Origin of the sequence: Brachybacterium avium (genome assembly GCF_002216795.1) — a bacterium.
GTDB classification, from domain to species: Bacteria; Actinomycetota; Actinomycetes; order Actinomycetales; family Dermabacteraceae; genus Brachybacterium; species Brachybacterium avium.
The window spans coordinates 1609894-1627497 of the sequence record NZ_CP022316.1; the positions used below are offsets into that span (position 1 = coordinate 1609894).

Annotated in this window: 9 protein-coding genes and 4 pseudogenes; 3 read left to right on the forward strand and 10 right to left on the reverse strand. The window is 70.2% G+C overall.

Annotated elements, in window-relative coordinates; genetic code table 11:
- Nucleotides 1-25 precede the first annotated feature (25 nt).
- The 4 genes from CFK39_RS07270 to CFK39_RS07285 all read right to left on the reverse strand — a co-directional run bounded on the left by CFK39_RS07270 (nucleotide 26) and on the right by CFK39_RS07285 (nucleotide 4812).
- Complete coding sequence (locus CFK39_RS07270) at nucleotides 26-811, reverse strand: SDR family oxidoreductase (protein ID WP_089064909.1); 786 nt, start codon at nucleotides 809-811, stop codon at nucleotides 26-28.
- Nucleotides 812-907: 96 nt separating this feature from the next.
- Nucleotides 908-2263 carry an RbtT/DalT/CsbX family MFS transporter gene (locus CFK39_RS07275; RefSeq protein ID WP_089064910.1) on the reverse strand — a complete coding sequence of 452 codons (1356 nt, stop codon included), beginning with the start codon at nucleotides 2261-2263 and terminating at the stop codon, nucleotides 908-910.
- A gap of 141 nt (nucleotides 2264-2404) precedes the next feature.
- A complete protein-coding gene (locus CFK39_RS07280; RefSeq protein ID WP_089064911.1) occupies nucleotides 2405-3493 on the reverse strand; it encodes a zinc-binding dehydrogenase in 1089 nt (362 codons plus the stop codon).
- A 365-nt stretch (nucleotides 3494-3858) separates the two neighbouring features.
- Nucleotides 3859-4812 (reverse strand): sugar-binding transcriptional regulator, encoded by a 954-nt coding sequence (locus tag CFK39_RS07285; protein WP_089064912.1) that lies wholly within the window; start codon nucleotides 4810-4812, stop codon nucleotides 3859-3861.
- 331 nt (nucleotides 4813-5143) lie between these two features.
- Between CFK39_RS07285 and CFK39_RS07290 the strand changes: the two genes are divergently transcribed.
- Nucleotides 5144-6631: an FGGY-family carbohydrate kinase gene (locus CFK39_RS07290; protein WP_089064913.1), complete on the forward strand. Its 1488-nt coding sequence runs from the start codon at nucleotides 5144-5146 to the stop codon at nucleotides 6629-6631.
- Nucleotides 6632-6784: 153 nt separating this feature from the next.
- A pseudogene (locus CFK39_RS07295) lies at nucleotides 6785-7692 on the forward strand (SMP-30/gluconolactonase/LRE family protein).
- A gap of 102 nt (nucleotides 7693-7794) precedes the next feature.
- On the opposite strand, the pseudogene putP reads toward CFK39_RS07295, so the two are convergent.
- The 4 genes and pseudogenes from putP to CFK39_RS07315 form a co-directional block, all read right to left on the reverse strand.
- Nucleotides 7795-9356: pseudogene (putP, locus tag CFK39_RS07300) on the reverse strand (sodium/proline symporter PutP).
- 878 nt (nucleotides 9357-10234) lie between these two features.
- Nucleotides 10235-11694, reverse strand: a pseudogene (gene glpK / locus CFK39_RS07305) (glycerol kinase GlpK); the annotation flags it as partial.
- Between the two features lie 51 nt (nucleotides 11695-11745).
- Complete coding sequence (locus tag CFK39_RS07310) at nucleotides 11746-12465, reverse strand: MIP/aquaporin family protein (protein WP_089064914.1); 720 nt, start codon at nucleotides 12463-12465, stop codon at nucleotides 11746-11748.
- Nucleotides 12466-12617: 152 nt separating this feature from the next.
- Nucleotides 12618-14380: pseudogene (locus CFK39_RS07315) on the reverse strand (glycerol-3-phosphate dehydrogenase/oxidase).
- A 135-nt stretch (nucleotides 14381-14515) separates the two neighbouring features.
- Here CFK39_RS07315 and CFK39_RS07320 point away from each other — a divergent pair.
- Nucleotides 14516-15475, forward strand: coding sequence for a sugar-binding transcriptional regulator (locus CFK39_RS07320; RefSeq protein ID WP_089064915.1), 960 nt, complete (start codon nucleotides 14516-14518; stop codon nucleotides 15473-15475).
- Nucleotides 15476-15756: 281 nt separating this feature from the next.
- Here CFK39_RS07320 and CFK39_RS07325 read toward each other — a convergent pair whose 3' ends face one another.
- Nucleotides 15757-16227 carry an ASCH domain-containing protein gene (locus tag CFK39_RS07325; protein ID WP_089064916.1) on the reverse strand — a complete coding sequence of 157 codons (471 nt, stop codon included), beginning with the start codon at nucleotides 16225-16227 and terminating at the stop codon, nucleotides 15757-15759.
- Nucleotides 16228-16346: 119 nt separating this feature from the next.
- Nucleotides 16347-17429, reverse strand: coding sequence for a hypothetical protein (locus CFK39_RS07330; RefSeq protein WP_089064917.1), 1083 nt, complete (start codon nucleotides 17427-17429; stop codon nucleotides 16347-16349).
- Nucleotides 17430-17604 lie beyond the last annotated feature (175 nt).

The following is a 17604-nucleotide window of genomic DNA, read 5'->3' on the forward strand; positions in this document are numbered from 1 at the left end:
GGGTCGGGCGGCAGAGCCGGCCGGCTCAGGCGGCGGTGTAGCCGCCATCGATCGACAGGATCGAGCCGGTGACGAAGCTGCTGGCGTCGGCGGCGAGGTACACCGCGGCACCGGCGAGCTCCTCCGGCTCCCCCGGCCTGCCCATCGGGGTCATCAGGTTCCACTGGTCGATCTGAGGGCCGCCGGCCTCATAGAAGCCACGGGTCAGCTCGGTGCGCATATAGCCGGGAGCGATCGCGTTGACGCGCACACCCCGCTCGGCCCATTCGAGCGCGGCGCTGCGGGTGAGGTTGTGGACCGCCGCCTTGGAGGCGTTGTAGGAGGCCTGGGTCTGGGGGACGTTGGCGATGATCCCGCTCATCGAACCGGTGTTGATGATGCTGCCGCGGCCGCGCTCGAGCATCCCCCGGCCGACGGCCGAGAGCACATGGTAGACGCCATCGAGGTTCAGGCTCATCACCGCACGCCACCTCTCGCCATCGCCGTCCTCGAGGGGGTGGTGGATCGTGCGCCCGGCGTTGTTCAGCAGGATCTCGATCCCGCCGGTCTCGGCGTCGATCTCGGCGACGACCTCCTCGACCATCGCCTGGTCGGTGACGTCCAGGTGGCGGTAGGAGACGGCCACCCCGGTCGCGGACGCGAGCTCCTCGGCCGCTCGGCGGCCAGTCTCGTCGTCGATGTCGGCCAGCACGATCGGGGCGCCGTGCTCGGCCAGGCCGCGCGCCATCGCCAGGCCGAGGCCCTTGGCGCCGCCGGTGACCAGGGCGGTGCGGCCGGCGAGATCGAAGAGGGGGGAGATGCGGGAAGCCATGGGTGGTGTCCTTCGTGGTTCGGGGGCGGTGCAGGTGGGTGGGGTGGGGCGTCCCCGGGGACCGAGCCGGCGGGCCCGGGCCCCGGCGGTGCCCGGTCAGGCCTCGGCGGCAGCGAGCGCCTTCTTCCCGACGCGGGGCTGCTCGACCTTCAGCGCGAAGGTCATCAGGAAGGCCAGGGCATAGAGGACGACGAAAGCCCAGACCACGCCGACGTTGCCGCCCCACGGGCGGACCACGGCGACCACGGCGGAGCCGAGGAAGGTCGCGCCGCCCGCAGCGGTGGTGTACATCGCCATCGCCGCACCCTTGTGGCTGGGTGCCAGCGCCGGCATGATCGCGCCGAGCGGCACGAAGCCGGCCAGCAGGATCCCGAACACGGTGCCCGCGATGACGGAGACGACGAATCCCCAGTCGGATCCGGCCGGCACCCAGTGCGGCACGTACCACCACAGCAGCAGACCGATCGCGGAGCCGACGATGCCGAACCAGCGCACGGTGGTGGTCCAGCCGATGCGATCGCCCAGGGCACCGAAGGCGGCGTTGAACAGGATGTTCCCGGCGAAGATGACCGAAGTCATCAGCAGCCAGCGGGACTGGCCCCAGCCGAGGGTCTCGGCGATCACGGTGGGCAGGATGATGAACATGCCGAACTGCGGTGCGGTGTTGATCAGGCGGGTGAGGAAGCCGTACATGACGCGCTTGTTCTTCAGGGAGAGCACCACACCGGACAGGATGACCTGCGAGGCGGACTCCCCGGCGGGGGCGAGGCGGCGGCTGCCGTGCTCCTCGCGCACGCCGAACCAGGCGATGAGGAAGCCGGCGACCACGATCGCCGTGGAGGCGACCATGGCCCAGCGTTCACCGAACAGGCCGCCGCCGAAGGCGGGGATCATCCCGATCGCGACCAGCGAGCCGATGGTGGGCATGCCGCCGGTGAACATCACGTAGAACCAGCCCACGGCGGCACCGTTGCGCTCCTTGTGCACGACCGCGTTGATCCACACCAGGAACGAGAACGCGAACAGCGGGAAGCCGAAGCCGCGCACCATGTAGGCGGCGAAGATCAGCGGCACGGACTCGGTGGACAGCGCGCCGACGAAGGCCGCCTGGAACACCACCCAGATCAGCACGCCCAGCAGCATCACCCGGCGCGGGCCCCAGAGATCGGACAGCGCTCCGGCGAGGTAGGAGCCGATCAGGGTGGACAGGGCGTAGAAGGTGATGACGGTCGCGGCGAGGTTGATCATCTCGTCGCCGCCGCCGAACACGTTCGCCATATGCGGAGAGACGAAGTTGGTCTCGACCCCGTTGCCGGTCATGAAGACGAGGACCCCGATGAATCCCCAGCGCAGGGGGTGGGGGATGCCCAGCCGGTCCAGGAAGGTCTCCTGCGCCGAGCCGGCGGTGGGGACGGCCGAGCCGTCCGAGGTGGTGGAGGGTGCGGTGCTCATGACACTCCTTTGTGCAGGTGAGGGGGCGGGACGAGGTCATGCCGGGGTGTCGAGGCAGCCGTTGCAGGGGCGGCCGTGGCAGGGGCGGCCGTGGCCGGCCCCGCGGCCGGAGGCCCGGCGGCACGACCCCGTCCCGAGAGGTCAGAGGCCGGGGAGGATGGAGACCTTGACCGAGGAGCCGGCGGAATCCGCGACGGCGTCGAGCGCCTTCTGGAAGTCGGCCAGTCCGAACTGGTGGGTGCAGATCTCCTCGAGCGGGAGGTCGCCCTTCTCGATGATCTTGATGGCGCCGGGCCAGGTGTGGGGGCCCAGGTGGGCGCCGCGCACGTCGAGCTCCTTGTCATCGGAGATGATCGACCAGTCCACCGAGACGTTCTCCTTGAACACGGAGTACTCGACGAAACGGCCGAGCTTGCGCAGCAGGTTCAGGCCCTGCGGGACCGCGCTCGGGTGGCCGGTGCACTCGATGTAGACATCCGCGCCGTAGCCGCCGGTGAGGTTGCGGATCTCTTCGTAGATGTCGACCTTCGAGGGGTTCAGGGTGAGGTCCGCGCCGCACTTCTTCGCGAGCGCCAGCTTGTCGTCGTCGAAGTCGAGGGCGATGACCAGCTTGGGGTTCTTGTGCGCGGCGCCGATGATCGCGCCGAGGCCGATCGGCCCGGCACCGGCGATGACCGCGACATCGTCGAACTGCAGCTCGGCCCGCTCGACGGCATGCATCGAGCAGGACAGCGGCTCGGCATACGCGGCGTGCTGCGGAGCGATGTCCTTGGAGACCCGGTGGGCGCGGGCCAGCGGGGGCACGATCATGTACTCGGCCATGCCGCCGTCGTACTGCTTGAAGCCGAACATGTCGTGCGGCGCGCACATCCAGTACCAGCCGCGCCGGCAGTACATGCACTCCTCGCAGGGGACGATCTGCTCGACGACGATGCGGTCGCCGAGGGCGACGCCGTGCCGCGCGAGCGCCTCCTGCGAGCCGGAGACGACCTCCCCGGTGATCTCATGGCCGGGGATGATGCCGGGCTCGACCCAGCGCTCCCGGTTCTCGTCACCCCAGAACTTGGCGGCGCCGGCATAGGCCTTGAGGTCGCTCGCGCAGACGCCGACGGCCGCCACCTCGATCAGCAGCTCATCGGCCGCCGGCGTCGGCACGGGGCGCTCCTCGAGGCGGTAGTCCTCCGGGCCGTGCATGACGACTGCCTGCATGGTGGTCGGGATATCGGTCATCGCGGCACATCTCCTTCGATACGTTCCGGGATCCTCCCGGCTGCGAGCCGGCAGCTCGCCGGGGGCGGGGCCGGCGGGCGAGCACCGAGGGCCGTGTCGGAACCACTGCGGGGCGCCCGTCGGGAACGACCCTAGGGGAGGTGGCGAACATTCGTCAAGCACAAATGTTCCATCCGTGAACAGGCGGCGCGACTCGCCTGCGGCGAACGCATCGGCGCAGGCGGCGTCGACTCGAAACGGCTCTGTGAGCTGCCTCACGTCGCGGTTACTCGAGGCGGCGGGGAGCCACTCCCGGCCCTGTGGATCGCGGAAAGGGGCGTTCGTCGAAGCCCCCGGCAGGGAGCGGGCGAGGCCCGCGGCAGGCGTCAGGAGGGCAGGTCGACCCCGGCCTCGAGGAGCACCGCCTCCGCCGTCGGCACATCCGTGACCAGCGAGGTGAACAGTCCCGTCTTGGCGCCGGCGCGGATCGACGGAGCCTTCTCGCGCCCCGCGGCCAGGGCGATCGTGGAGGGGATCGCGCGCAGTGTCTCCAGCGGGGGTCTGACCAGGAACTCGGAGCCGGGGAAGGTGAGGGTGACACCGTCGGCGTCGAAGAAATGCAGGCAGATATCGCCCGCGGCGTTCTCCAGAGTCGGCTCATGACGCGGCACCACCGAGGTGAGGCTGGTGCGATCGCGGTAGGGGGCGCCGATGCCGACCACCGCGGCGCGAGCGCCGTCCCACAGGTCCACCACGGAGCGGAACCCGGGGTCGGCCTGCAGTGAGGCCCACAGGCTGGGGCTGGTCAGCGCCGGGGCGAAGAGGAAGCGCGGCTGCGCGCCGGTGCGCTCGGCCAGGCGTCGCACGGTCTCGTTGGTCTGGAAGGAGGGATCCGGCTCCTGCTGCCCGCCGACGGTCGGCACGATGAAGGCACCGGGCATCTGCGGCATCCCACCCATCCCCGTGACTGCATAGATCGTCTCGCCCGAGGAGATCAGGACGACCTCCCCCGCGCCGACCTCGAGCTCACCCAGCTCGGCCGCCAACAGGTCCCCGATCCCCCGGAAGCCGCGCTGGACCTGGTCCCCCGGAGCGATGCGCACGGAGGCGATGCCCAGCACCTCTCGCAGCAGAGAAGCGAGCTCGACGAGGTCGACCGTGGGGACGTCGAGCACCTCGAAGCGGACCATCCCGATCCGCCGCGCCTCGGCCAGCAGCTTGCTGACGGAGGGTCGGGAGACGCCGACCCGATCGGCGACCTCTGCCTGGCGGAGCCCGTCGAGGTAGTACGCGGTGGCGGCGCGATGCAGCAGATGCATGTCCATCGAGGTCTCGAGCACGTCGCTCCTCCTCTTCATCGGGGCCGGCCGCTGTGCGGGGATGGCGCGCGACGCACGAGCCCGACCCCGGGGCCCCGAGGCGGCGGCGTCGCTGCAGGGAAGAATCGTTCCGCACTTCTGTTCCCATTGCAAGATTCGAGCTCCCCTCGGGAGAGGGACCCGCGAACCCTGCACCCGGTTCGCGCGCCCGGTCCGCAGTTCCCCGACGACCCCGCCGGTCGATGGCAGGATGGCTCGGCGCGCATCATCCCGGGCGACCCGGCATGCGGCGCACGCCCGGACGCGGAGAGGCGGCCGGAGCGGACGGCGACAACAGGAGACGAGGCACACCATGGCGGAGACTGCGAGCGCGGTGCTCGGCGTCGATGTGGGCACCGCGAGCACCAAGGGGGTGCTGGTCGCCCTGGACGGGACGATCCTGCGCAGCACCGTCCGGGAGCACTCCGTCCAGCGGCCGGCACCGGGGCACGTGGAGATGGATCCCGAGATCTGGTGGTCCGAGTTCGTCTCGATCGCCCAGGAGCTCACTGCGCCCGGGGACGCGACGGTCACCGCCGTCGGGGTCTCGGGGATGGGGCCCTGCGTCGCGCTGACGGATGCCGATGGCGCCCCCGTGCGGCCCGCGATCCTGTACGGCGTCGACACCCGGGCCGAGGAGCAGATCCATCAGCTCACCAATGTGCTCGGGCGCGAGGAGGTCCTCGCCCACTGCGGCGCCCTGCTGACCTCGCAGTCCGCCGGGCCGAAGATCAGCTGGGTCGCACAGAACGAGCCCGCGGCCTACGCCCGGGCCCGCCGGGTGTTCATGCCCGCCTCCTACCTGGCCTTCCGCCTCACCGGCGAGTACGTGATGGACCACATCAGCGCCAGCCAGTCCCCGCCGCTGTACTGCCTGCGTCGGCAGGACTGGCACACCGACTGGGCCGAGCACGTCGCCCCCGGGCTCGAGCTGCCCGCGCTGCGCTGGGCCGGCGAGGCCGCCGGGACCGTCAGCGCGGAGATCACCGACCTGGTGCCGGGCCTCCCGGCCGGCATACCGGTGATCAGCGGGACCATCGACGCCTGGGCGGAGGCGGTCAGCGCCGGCGCCACCCGCCCGGGCGACCTGATGCTGATGTACGGCACCACGACGTTCCTGGTCGCCACGACCGACGAGCCGGTCGCGAGCCGCACCCTGTGGCCCACCTCCGGGCTCACGGAGGGGGCCTTCAGCCTGGCGGGCGGGATGGCGGCCTCCGGTGCCATCACCGGCTGGCTGCGCGACCTGACCGGCGAGGTCGAGTTCACCGACCTGGTCATCGAGGCCGAGCAGAGCGAACCGGGGGCGAACGGCCTGGTGATGCTCCCCTACTTCTCCGGCGAGCGCTCCCCCATCGCCGACCCGTCGGCCCGCGGCGTAGTAGCGGGGCTGACCCTCTCCCACACCCGCGGCGACCTGTACCGCGCCGCGCTCGAGGCCGCCGCCTACGGGGTGCGCCACCACCTCGAGACGCTCGAGGCCGCGGGCCTGCCGATCAGTCGGGTGACAGCGGTCGGAGGCGGGGCGCAGCATGACCTGTGGCCGCAGATCGTCTCCGACGTCACCGGGCTGACGCAGCAGATCCCGCGCAGCACCGTCGGCGCCTCCTACGGCGGGGCACGGCTCGCCGCCGAACTCGCTCACGGCACCGACACCTCCGGATGGAACCCGAGCGACCACCGCTGCATCCCGAACCCCGCGCACCGCGAGCGCTACGACGAGCTCTACCGGCTCTATCGAGAGCTCTACCCCGCCACCCGCGACATCTCCCACGCCCTGGCGCGGCTGCAGCAGGACTGACGCGCGGCCCACCTGGGCCCGAGGGTCCGGCAACGCCCGTCTCCGACGGCGGTTCCGGCGCTCTGGACGGGCCCGGCCCCGCACCGCGTACGGTGGCCCCACCGACGCTTCGTCGTCGGCCGTCCGCATCCCGTGCCGGAACCGGAGGCTCCCATGCTCGCTGATCGCATCACCGACTCGCTCTGTCATCACGCCGAGGGTCCGTACTGGTCCGATACCTGGGGCGGTCTGCGCTGGGTCGACATGCTCGCCGGCGACCTCATGCAGCTGGACCCGGCGGGCGTCGTCCGCCCTGATGCCACCGCCGGCCGGGCCCTGGCCACCGAGGCACCCCAGGGCACCGTGACCCGGATCCCCACGCCCGGTTCGGTGGTCGCCTGCGTACGTCCCGCCGCCGGCGGCGGCGCGGTGCTCGCGCTCGAGAAGGGGTTCGCACTCGAGGACGCCGACGGCTCGATCACCGAGCTCCCCCGCTGTGGGAGGAGGACGTGCGCATGAACGAGGGCGCGATCGCGCCGGACGGCTCGTTTCTGTGCGGCTCGATGGCGTACGACCAGCGCCCCGGCGCCGCCGCGATGTGGCGGCTGCTGCCCGACGGCACCACCACCCGGCTGTTCGGCGACCTCACGATCTCCAACGGTCTCGCCTTCTCGGCCGACGGCGCCCGGGCTTTCTACGTGGACACCCCCACCGGTCGGGTGGACATCTTCGACTGGTCGGATGCAGACGGTCTCATCGGCCGCCGTCCCTTCGCCGATCTCACCGCCGAGGACGGCCATCCCGACGGGCTCTGCCTCGACGCTGCCGGGAACGTGTGGGTGGCGATGCACTCCGGCGGCCAGGTCCTGGGGCTGGATGAGCACGGGAAGGTCGCCGAGCGGGTCTCCGTCGGCGCCCGGCAGGTCACGGCCTGCACCTTCGGCGGCGAGGACCGCGGCACCCTGTTCATCACCACCAGCCGGGAGAACCTCGCCGAGGGCGAGGACCCGGCGGCCGGCTCGCTGTTCGCGGTGCGGCCCGGGGTGCACGGCCCCGAGGACGAGCTGGTGTTCGGCGACTGACCGCGGCCGGCCCGGTCGCCCTCCCGGCCCCTGTAGAGCCGACGAACCCCCTGCGAGCACCGTGATCACGGGCTCGCAGGGGGTTCGTGCAGCAGGGACGGGTCAGGCCGTGGGGCCGGATCCCGTCGCTGCGGCGTTCTCGGCCGAACGGTCTCGGGCTTCGCCGGAGCGGAACGACTCGAGCATGTCGTCGAACTCCTCCATCGCCTTCGCCGGCGGCTGCGGGGTGATCAGGCTGACCACCACGGCGAGCACGAGGCAGACGAGGAAGCCGGGAACGATCTCGTAGAGATGATCCCCGCCGAACAGGCCCCAGGCCACGTCTGGCTCGAGCTTCCCCAGGTGAACGCGACCGCGGCGCCGGCCACCATGCCCACGGCGGCACCGATCGTGGTGAGGCGACGCCAGAACAGGGACAGGATGACGATCGGTCCGAAGGCGGCACCGAAGCCCGCCCAGGCGAAGGCCACCAGACCCAGTACTGAGCTCTCGGGATTCAGCGCCAGAACCAGCGCGATCACGGAGACCACGAGCACGCCGATGCGGCCGCACCACAGGGCGGCCTTAGCGCTGAGCTTGATCCCGACGCCGCCGACCAGGTCCTCGACCAGGGCGGAGCTGGAGACGATCAGCTGCGAGGAGATCGTGGACATGATCGCCGCGAGCACTGCGGCCAGCAGCACGCCGGCGATCAACGGGTGGAACAGGAGCTGGGAGAGGTCCAGGAACACGGACTCCCCGTTCTCGGCATCGGTGAGGATCGCATCCTGGTTCTGCTGGAAGTAGGCCAGGCCCGCGAGCGCCGTGAACACGGCACCGATGACGCACAGGATCATCCAGCTCATGCCCACCACCAGGCCGTACTTCGCGTCGCGCGAGGAGCGCAGGGCCATGAAGCGCACGATGATGTGGGGCTGGCCGAAGTAGCCCAGGCCCCAGGCGAGCGAGGAGATGATGCCGACGGCAGTAGCGCCGGAGGTCATCGAACCGAAGTCCGCGTTGACCTCGCGCACGGACGCGAACATCGCGGCCGGGCCGCCGACCACGAACATCGCCGTGACCGGCACCACGATGAGCGAGACCAGCATGATCAGGCCCTGGACGACGTCGGTGTAGCTGGCGCCGAGGAACCCGCCGAACAGCGTGTACAGGATCGTCACACAGCCCACCACGAGCATGCCGGTGACGTACGGGCCGCCGAACATCGACTGGAAGAAAACGCCGCCGGCGACCATGCCGGAGGAGACGTAGAAGGTGAAGAACAGCAGGATGATCACACCCGCGGCGATGCGCAGGATGTTCGTGCGGTCATGCAGACGGTTGCCGAAGAAGCTCGGCACGGTGATCGAGTTGCTGGCGATCTGCGTGTACTGACGCAGCCGCGGCGCGACGAAGTACCAGTTCAGGCCGGCGCCTATGACGAGGCCGACGGCGATCCACGCCTCGACCAGACCGCCCATGTACAGCGCGCCGGGCAGCCCCAGCAACAGCCAGCCCGACATGTCGGACGCACCGGCGGAGAGCGCGGCGGTGAACGGGTGCAGCTGACGCCCGCCGAGCATGTAGTCCTCGCCGTCGGTGGTCTTGCGGAAGGCGTAGATGCCGATTCCGACCATGACAGCGAAATAGATGACCAAGGCGATGACCTTGAAGACGAGATCCATGAGGGGGCTCCGATCTCAGGGGGAAGTGGGGGAAGAGAGACGTGAGGGGATGGAAGGGACAGGAGGAAGGGACGTAGAAGGGACGAGGTCGCGACATCGCGCGAGAGGCACCGGACCTCGGGAGGGCCCCGCAGAGCAGACACGCGACGACCCTGGACGGACGACGGCGGCCGAGAGGGTCACCGACGGGGCACCCGAGGGCGCCCGGGGACCAGGGTGGGTCCGACCTTACGCCTCAGTGCCGCCGATCACAGGGCTCTTCGCGGTCTTGTTGCCGGACGGTGACATCAGTCGTGATGATCCGCACCCGTCCGCTGACGCGCACGAGGCCCCGCAGAAGCTTGTCCCATTTGTCCGAAATGGCGGTTGACCTCCGATGATGTCGGATGGCCGCCGATGCACGTCCGGCGATCGCGCACTGACGCCCGGCGGCAGCGCCGGATCCATGGTGACCACAACGTTATGTGCGCGTGAGAACCATTTCTGGCTCTCACGCGCACATGACTGAGGAGTAACCGGCTGAATCAGTCTCAGCGCTCGCTGACCTCCCCCCGCAGGCGCTGCGCCGCCGGCTCGTCCCTCGCCGACCGCTCCGCACCCGCAGTTCGTCGATCACACCCAGCACACCTCGCTGATCTCCTCCCACGGGCGCTGCGCCGCCGGCTCGTCCTTCGCCGACCGCTCCGCACCCGCAGTTCGTCGATCACACCCAGCACACCTCGCTGATCTCCTCCCACGGGCGCTGCGCCGCCGGCTCGTCCCTCGCCGACCGCTCCGCACCCGCAGTTCGTCGATCAGCCGTACAGCGCCTCGGTATCGTCGTCGACCCAGTCCAGGGTGCGCTCGACGGCCTTGCGCCACAGCCGCATGTAGCGGTCGCGGGTCTCCTCGTCCATCGCGGGCTCCCAGCGCTTGTCCTCCGCCCAGTTGTCGATGACGTCCTGCTCGCCGTCCCAGAAGCCCACCGCGATGCCGGCCGCGTAGGCGGCGCCGAGGGCGGTGGTCTCGATGACCTTGGGCCGCACCACCGGCACGCCGAGGATGTCGGCCTGGAACTGCATGAGCGTCTCGTTCATGACCATGCCGCCGTCGACCTTGAGCTCGGTGAGCTTCACGCCTTCGCTCTCGGCATCGGCGATCGCCGCGTCCAGCACCTCACGGGACTGGAAGGCCGTGGCCTCCAGCACCGCACGGGCGATGTGCGATTTGTTGTGGAAGCGGGTCATGCCCACCATCGCGCCGCGGGCGTCGGCGCGCCAGTGCGGGGCGAACAGGCCCGAGAAGGCCGGGACGATGAACAGGCCGCCGTTGTCGTCGACCTCCTTGGCGAGGGTCTCGATCTCCGGGGCGTCCTTGATGAGCCCGAGGTTGTCTCGCACCCACTGCACCAGCGAGCCGGTCACCGCGACCGAGCCCTCGAGGGCGTAGACCGCCTTCTGGTCACCGATCTTGTAGGCGACGGTGGTGAGCAGCCCGTTCTCGCTGTGCACCAGGTCCTCACCGGTGTTGACCAGCATGAAGTTGCCGGTGCCGTAGGTGTTCTTGCCCATGCCGATCTCGAAGCAGGCCTGGCCGAAGGTGGCGGCCTGCTGGTCGCCGAGGATGCCGGCGATCGGGGTGTCGATGAGCAGGTCGTTCTTGCGGCCCTTGGCGTACACCTCGGAGGAGGAGCGGATCTCCGGCAGCATCGACAGCGGGACGGTCATGTCCTTGGCGATGTCCTCGTTCCAGTCGAGGGTGTCGATGTTCATGAGCATCGTGCGCGAGGCGTTGGTGACGTCGGTGACGTGGACGCCGCCGTTCGTGCCGCCGGTCAGGTTCCACAGCAGCCAGGAGTCGGTGTTGCCGAACAGCAGGTCGCCGGCCTCCGCCCGCTCGCGCACGCCGTCGACGTTGTCCAGGATCCACTTGATCTTCGGGCCGGAGAAGTAGGTCGCCAGCGGCAGCCCCACTCGCTCCTTGTACTTGTCCGCACCCTCGTCGCCCCGAGGGCGTCGCAGATCTTCTGGGTGCGGGTGTCCTGCCAGACGATGGCGTTGTGGACCGGCTCGCCGGTGTTCTTGTCCCACACCACCGTGGTCTCGCGCTGGTTGGTGATGCCGACGGCGGCGAGCTGGTGGCGGTTGATGTCTGCGCCGGTGAGGGCCTCACCGACCACGGAGCGGGTGTTGCGCCAGATCTCCAGGGCGTCGTGCTCGACCCATCCAGACTTCGGGAAGATCTGCTCGTGCTCCTTCTGGCCGGTGGAGACGATCTGCCCGCCGTGGTCGAAGACGATCGCGCGGGTGGAGGTGGTGCCCTGGTCGATCGAGAGGATGTACTGCTGCTGGTCTGTCATCGGAACTCCTTCGTGATGATGAACTGGATGCGGGGGTACGTGACGATGGTCTCAGAATGCCGCGGAGACGAGGCCGCCGAGGGCACCGCCGATCAGCGGGCCGACGACCGGGACCCAGGAGTACCCCCAGTCGCTGCCGCCCTTGTTCGGGATCGGCAGGAGGGCGTGCGCGATGCGCGGACCGAGGTCACGAGCGGGGTTGATGGCGTAGCCGGTGGGCCCGCCGAGGGAGGCGCCGATCGAGAGCACCAGGAGCGAGACCGCCAGCGGTCCGAGCTCGTGGGGCGTGCGGCCGAACATGACGATGATGAACACCAGCACGAAGGTCGCGATGATCTCGGTGACCAGGTTCCAGCCGCGGTGGCGGATCTCCGGACCGGTGGAGAAGGTGCCGAGGATGGTGCCGGCGTCCTTCTCCTGGTCGTAATGGTTCTTGTAGGCCAGCCAGGCGAGCACGGCGCCGAGGAAGGCACCGATCATCTGGGCGGCGAAGTAGGCGATGGTGTGGCCGAAGGTGACGGCGATGCCGGGGGCGTACTCCGAGGCACCGTTGGCCAGCAGGCCGATGGTGACCGCCGGGTTGATGTGCGCGCCGGTCTTGTAGGCCGTCCACACGCCGGCGAAGACCGCGAGGCCCCAGCCGAAGTTGATCAGCAGCCAGCCGCCGCCGTTGCCCTTGGTCTTGCCGAGGATCACGTTGGCGACGACGCCGCCGCCGAGCAGGGTCAGCATCGCCGTGCCGGCGATCTCATACAGGAAAATGGTTGCCATGGGGCCTCCTCGTCGAGCGGTCCCGCATCCGTGCGGGACCGGTGGCATCCGGGGATGGGTGCGGACCTCGTCCGCAGTCGTCCCGCAGGCGGTCGCCTGCAGGGTGATGCGACACCCGCTCCGACCGCGTCACGGCCGGGGCGGGCGTTCGATCAGTTCTGGGCGGGCACCTCCGGTGCGCTCGCGATCCGGGCCGCGGCCGCGGAATCCGAGGTCGTGGCCTCGCCGGCCAGTCGCGCCTCGATGAAGGCGCGGTACGTCTCGACCTCGCGCTGGGCGGTGCTCCCGTCCCAGCCGAGCTCGGGGCGAGCAGCGCGGCGATCTCGTCGGCCGCGGCGACTCCGCGGTCGCGGGTCTCGTAGTCCAGGCGGGTGCGGCGCTCGAGCACGTCGGACAGATGCCGGGCGCCCTCCGCCCGCACCGCGTACAGCACCTCGGCGCGCAGGTAGCGCGGCGCATGCTCGAGCGGTGCGGCGAGATCCGGGTCCTCGTCGATCAGGGCGAGCACGTCGCTCAGCAGCGCTCCGTAGCGGTAGAGCAGGCGGTCCATGCGGATCTCGTCGAAGCCGTAGCGACGGCCGATCTCCTGCTTGTCGCGCACCAGGGTGAGATGCCCCTGGGCGCCGATCACCGGGATCGAGCGGGTCAGGCTGGGACGGCCGGGCTGGGAGTCCTTGATCGCGAAGTCGACGACGTCCTCGGCCATCACCCGGTAGGTGGTGTACTTGCCGCCTGCGATCGCGGTCAGGCCGGGCTCGATCTCCATCACGGTGTGCTCGCGCGAGACCTTCGTCGAGCCGCCGTCCTTGCCGCTCTTCTTCACGGGCTGCAGCAGCGGGCGCAGCCCGGAGTAGACGCCGATGACGTCCTCGCGGTGGAGGTCCTCCTGCAGCACCTCGTTGGCGTGCTCGATCACGTACTCGATGTCGTCATCGGTCGCGCCGACGTCGCGCGGGTCCTGGGTCCAGGGGGTGTCGGTGGTGCCGATCACCCAGTACTCGTCCCAGGGGATGATGAACAGGACCGACTTCTCGGTCTGGGTGATGATGCCGGTGTCCGGCACCGCCGGGATCCGCTCACGGGCGATGGTGATGTGGATCCCCTTGGAGGCGAGCACCTCGAGCCCGGCATCCGCCCCGGCCAGCTCCTGCTGGTCCTGGGTCCAGACGCCGCCGGCGAGGATCGTCTGGCGGGCATGGATGTCGAACTCCTCGCCGGTCTCCTCGTCGCGCACCCGCGCCCCGATGACGCGCCCGCCCTCGTGGAGGTAGTCGACGACGGTGGTGTAGTTCGCGACCGCGGCATCGCGCTCCGCAGCGGAGCGCACCAGCATCATCACGAAGCGGGCATCGTCCACCTGGGCGTCGTAGTACTCCAGGGCGCCGACGGCCTTCTCGCCGTCGAGCCCCGGGAAGACCTCGAGCATCTTGCCGTGGAGGAGGTGGCGGTGCATGGGCACGGCGCGTTTGCGGCCCACGGACTGCATCGCGTCGTAGAGCATCACACCGGAGCCGATGAAGGCGCGGTCCACCACCTTCTTGAAGAAGGGGAAGACGAACTTGATCGGCTTCACCAGGTGCGGAGCGGTGTGGGTCAGCAGCAGATCACGCTCGCGCAGCGCCTCGGCGACCAGCGAGAAGTCGAGCATCTGCAGGTAGCGCAGGCCGCCGTGCATCAGCTTGGAGGAGCGCGAGGAGGTCCCCGAGGCCCAGTCGTGGGTCTCGACGAGGCCGACGGAGAGACCGCGGGTGGTGGCGTCGAAGGCGGCACCGGCGCCGTTCACGCCGCCGCCGACGACGAGCACGTCCAGGGGTTCCTCCGCCGTGGCGGCGCGGAGACGGGACAGATGCTCCGCCCGACCCGCCGGGGTGAGTGCAGACCGCTGCTGATCGGACACCTGGCTGCTCCTTCGCATCGTTACCTTCGGTTCGCGTCCTCGTCGTCACGAGCTCTTGGGAGCCGCTCTCCGACCGAACGTGGTGTTCGCCATAGTGGGACGATCGTGCATCCGGCCGCAAGTCGGATGCACGAACGTGCAAGACTGGTGGCCATGACTCGTGAATCCCGGCTCGAAGGCCTCTATGCGGTTGCACGGATGTACTACGGCGAGGAACGGACGATGGAATCCATCGCCGGCGAGCTGCGCGTCTCCCGCTCGACGGTCTCGCGGATGCTGCGGGACGCCCGCGAGGCCGAGCTGGTGACGATCTCCCTGCGCCCGCCGGAGGCGCAACGGGTCGAGGAGCTGGCCCGTCTCATCTCCCGGCAGTACGGGGTGCAGGTGCAGGTGGTGCCCGCCGTCCCCGGAGACGACCAGCGCGAACGCCTCCGGACGGTCACCGAGGCCGGCGGCGCCCTGCTCGATGAGATGCTCGAGCCCGGCACCACGCTCGGCATCGCCTGGGGCACCACCATGGCGGCACTGCTCGGCGCGGTCCGTTCCCGACCGGTGCCCGGGCTGCGGATCGTGCAGCTCAACGGCGCCATCAACACCGAGGGCTCGGGCCTGACCTACATCGCCACGGTGCTCGCCCGCGCCGCCACCCGGTGGGACGCGACCGTGCACCAGTTCCCGGTGCCGGCCTTCTTCGACTACCCCGCCACCCGGGAGGCAATGTGGCGCGAGCGCTCGGTGCAGCGCGTGCTGGCCACGCAGCGCGAGGCCACCGTCGCCGTCTTCAGCGTCGGCGCCTTCGACGCGGAGGTCCCCAGCCACGTCTACACCCACAACTACCTGACCCGTGAGGATCTGAGCTCCCTGCGGGCAGACGGCGCGGTGGGCGACGTCTGCACGGTGTTCCTGCGGGCTGACGGCACCTACCGCGACATCGCGATGAACCAGCGCGGCTCCGGCACCGCCCCGGACCGCCTGCTGCGGATCCCCCGACGCCTGCTGGTGGCCTCGGGCTCCCGCAAGGCACTCCCGCTGCGAGCGGCCCTGCGGGCCGGCGTGGCGACCGACCTGGTGGTCGATGAGGTCACAGCCCGGAGCCTGGTCGCGCTGCGCTGACCCCGCCACACCAGACCAGACCCCACCGCACCGCACCGCACCGGATCACGCCGGATCACGCCGGATCACGCCGGATCACGCCCGACCCGACCACACTGCGCCGCACCGGATCGTCAGGTTCCGTTCCATTTCGCTGCCAGATCTGGAACGAATCCTGACAATCCCTGCCGCCCGAGCCGCGCACGGTCAAGTCACGGGTCGCGCACCGGCCGGGACGCGCATCCCCGGGGCGACCCGGTCGAGCGGGCGCGCGGCCTGCGCAACCCGCGCTCCACGCAGCCTCAGCCGTTCCGGTGCGCCGCCGGGAACACGACCCGGAACGTCTCGCAGACCACCGGCATGTCCGGGGCGAAGCCCCGGGCGGAATGCTCACCCCAGAACTGCTCATGGATGCGACGCCAGGACCGGAGAGTCCTGTCGCCCTCGCCCTCAGCACGCGCATGATCCGCCCCGACCTGGTCGAAGGGCACGATCTGGATCGAGGTCACCTCGAGCACGGCCCGTGGACGGCCCGCCCCGTCGAGGATGATCGAGAGATCACCGGCGGCAGGGAGCGGATCGCCATCCTCCTCGTAGTCACCGAGGGACGACGCGGTCGCCGTCTTCGTTCCCGCGAGCACCAGGGCGAGCAGCTCGTCAGCATGTGCAGGTGTAGCCCCGAAAGCCCAGGCCTCGGGGACGGCGGTCGGCAGATCGGGGACTTCGCGGCGGACATCGGACCAGAAGCTGGCGCACTCAGCAGTGTTCACCATCGGAGGCTACCCGCTGGGTGATCGCGCACGGCGCCGTGACGGCAGCGATGGCAGTGAAGGAAGCGACCGTCCTCCCCGGCGCCCCGTGACGCCGCACCCCGATCTCGAGGCGCGCCCGCTCACGATGGCTGCCCGTCCAGGCGGAGGGAGGGCTGGTCCGCCGCGAGTCGCCGCGCCGCACGTCGCACGCGCCGCTCGGTCGGGACTCGGAGACCGCGCTCCCCCGCCGATCGCTGCAGTCGCAGGAGCATCCGCAGGGGTTGGCGCAGGTCGCCTCCGTGGGACCGCGCCAGGGTCCAGCCCTGCGCGGCGAGCTCGTCCCGACGGGTCTCGTCCTCGCGCCATTGCTCCTTCGTCGTACGGTGGCCATCCCCGTCGTATTCGAGGCCGAACCTGATGGATGCCCAGGCGAGGTCGACGTACCGGATCTTTCCCGTGCGGGGGTCCTCTACCGGGAGGTTCGGTTCCGGTTCCGGGAAGCCGGCGTCCATCAGCATCAGGCGCATCACGGACTCGCCCGGGGAGCGCACGCCCTCCCGCGCCAGCTCGAGCGCTCGCCGGATACGCGCGGTCCCGGCCGCACCCCGTCGGGCTTCGACCTCAGCCCGCAGGGACTCGAGGGTCTCTCCGGGATGGACGGCGTCCGGGCTGATCACCGCCTCGACAGCGGCGACCACGTCCCAGAGAGGGAGCAACGTCGCCAGCTCCCGCAGCGTCTCCGCCTGCGAGGAGACGAGGAGCCTGCCCCGTCGCGCAGTGGCTGCCTCCGGATGTCTGTGCACGATCACCCCTCGGCCGACGCTCGAGCTCGCCCCTGGGAGGACCCGGCAGTGGAGCAGCGGCAGCGACGCCCCGCTACCGAGCGCGGATCCCGGCCGCACGGACGGGATGAGCGGGTCCTCGGCTCCGCCCTCGGGCTCCGGTTGGCGGAGCATCCCCACACCGTCCTCGAGCCGCCAGGGAAGGGGTATGCCCCACAGCAGCGCGGCCGTCGTGTGGCTGAGCACGGATCCTGGGCGTACCGAGTTCTGCAGGGCCCACGCCAGCCCGTTGAACGATGCCGGGTGGTCGGTGAGCGTCAGGTAGCCGGGGAAGGCGGTGATGAACCGGCCCGAGGCGAGGTCCCTCGGGTGCAGGCCGAGGCTGATCCACTCCGAGCGATGGAGCAGCGCACCGTGGAAGCGCGTGAGATCTCGAGCCATGGGCCGACGGTAGGCGCACGCAAGGATCAGCGAGCCGCGCCTCTGGCGCCGGTGGACCAGCAGGTCTTGTGGAGGAACGGTTCCCGGCGTCCGCCCGACCGCCAGCCCGCACGGAGGATTGTCAGCTTCTGAGCCACATCAATGCCCGCATCGGTACAGATCCTGACAATCCGCG

What these genes read in the sequence shown, in the direction of transcription:
- CFK39_RS07320 (WP_089064915.1), top strand. Translation starts at nt 14,516, where the DNA reads ATGACTCGTGAATCCCGGCTCGAAGGCCTCTATGCGGTTGCACGGATG.
- CFK39_RS07310 (WP_089064914.1), bottom strand. Translation starts at nt 12,465, where the DNA reads ATGGCAACCATTTTCCTGTATGAGATCGCCGGCACGGCGATGCTGACC.
- CFK39_RS07290 (WP_089064913.1), top strand. Translation starts at nt 5,144, where the DNA reads ATGGCGGAGACTGCGAGCGCGGTGCTCGGCGTCGATGTGGGCACCGCG.
- CFK39_RS07280 (WP_089064911.1), bottom strand. Translation starts at nt 3,493, where the DNA reads ATGACCGATATCCCGACCACCATGCAGGCAGTCGTCATGCACGGCCCG.
- CFK39_RS07330 (WP_089064917.1), bottom strand. Translation starts at nt 17,429, where the DNA reads ATGGCTCGAGATCTCACGCGCTTCCACGGTGCGCTGCTCCATCGCTCG.
- CFK39_RS07325 (WP_089064916.1), bottom strand. Translation starts at nt 16,227, where the DNA reads ATGGTGAACACTGCTGAGTGCGCCAGCTTCTGGTCCGATGTCCGCCGC.
- CFK39_RS07275 (WP_089064910.1), bottom strand. Translation starts at nt 2,263, where the DNA reads ATGAGCACCGCACCCTCCACCACCTCGGACGGCTCGGCCGTCCCCACC.
- CFK39_RS07270 (WP_089064909.1), bottom strand. Translation starts at nt 811, where the DNA reads ATGGCTTCCCGCATCTCCCCCCTCTTCGATCTCGCCGGCCGCACCGCC.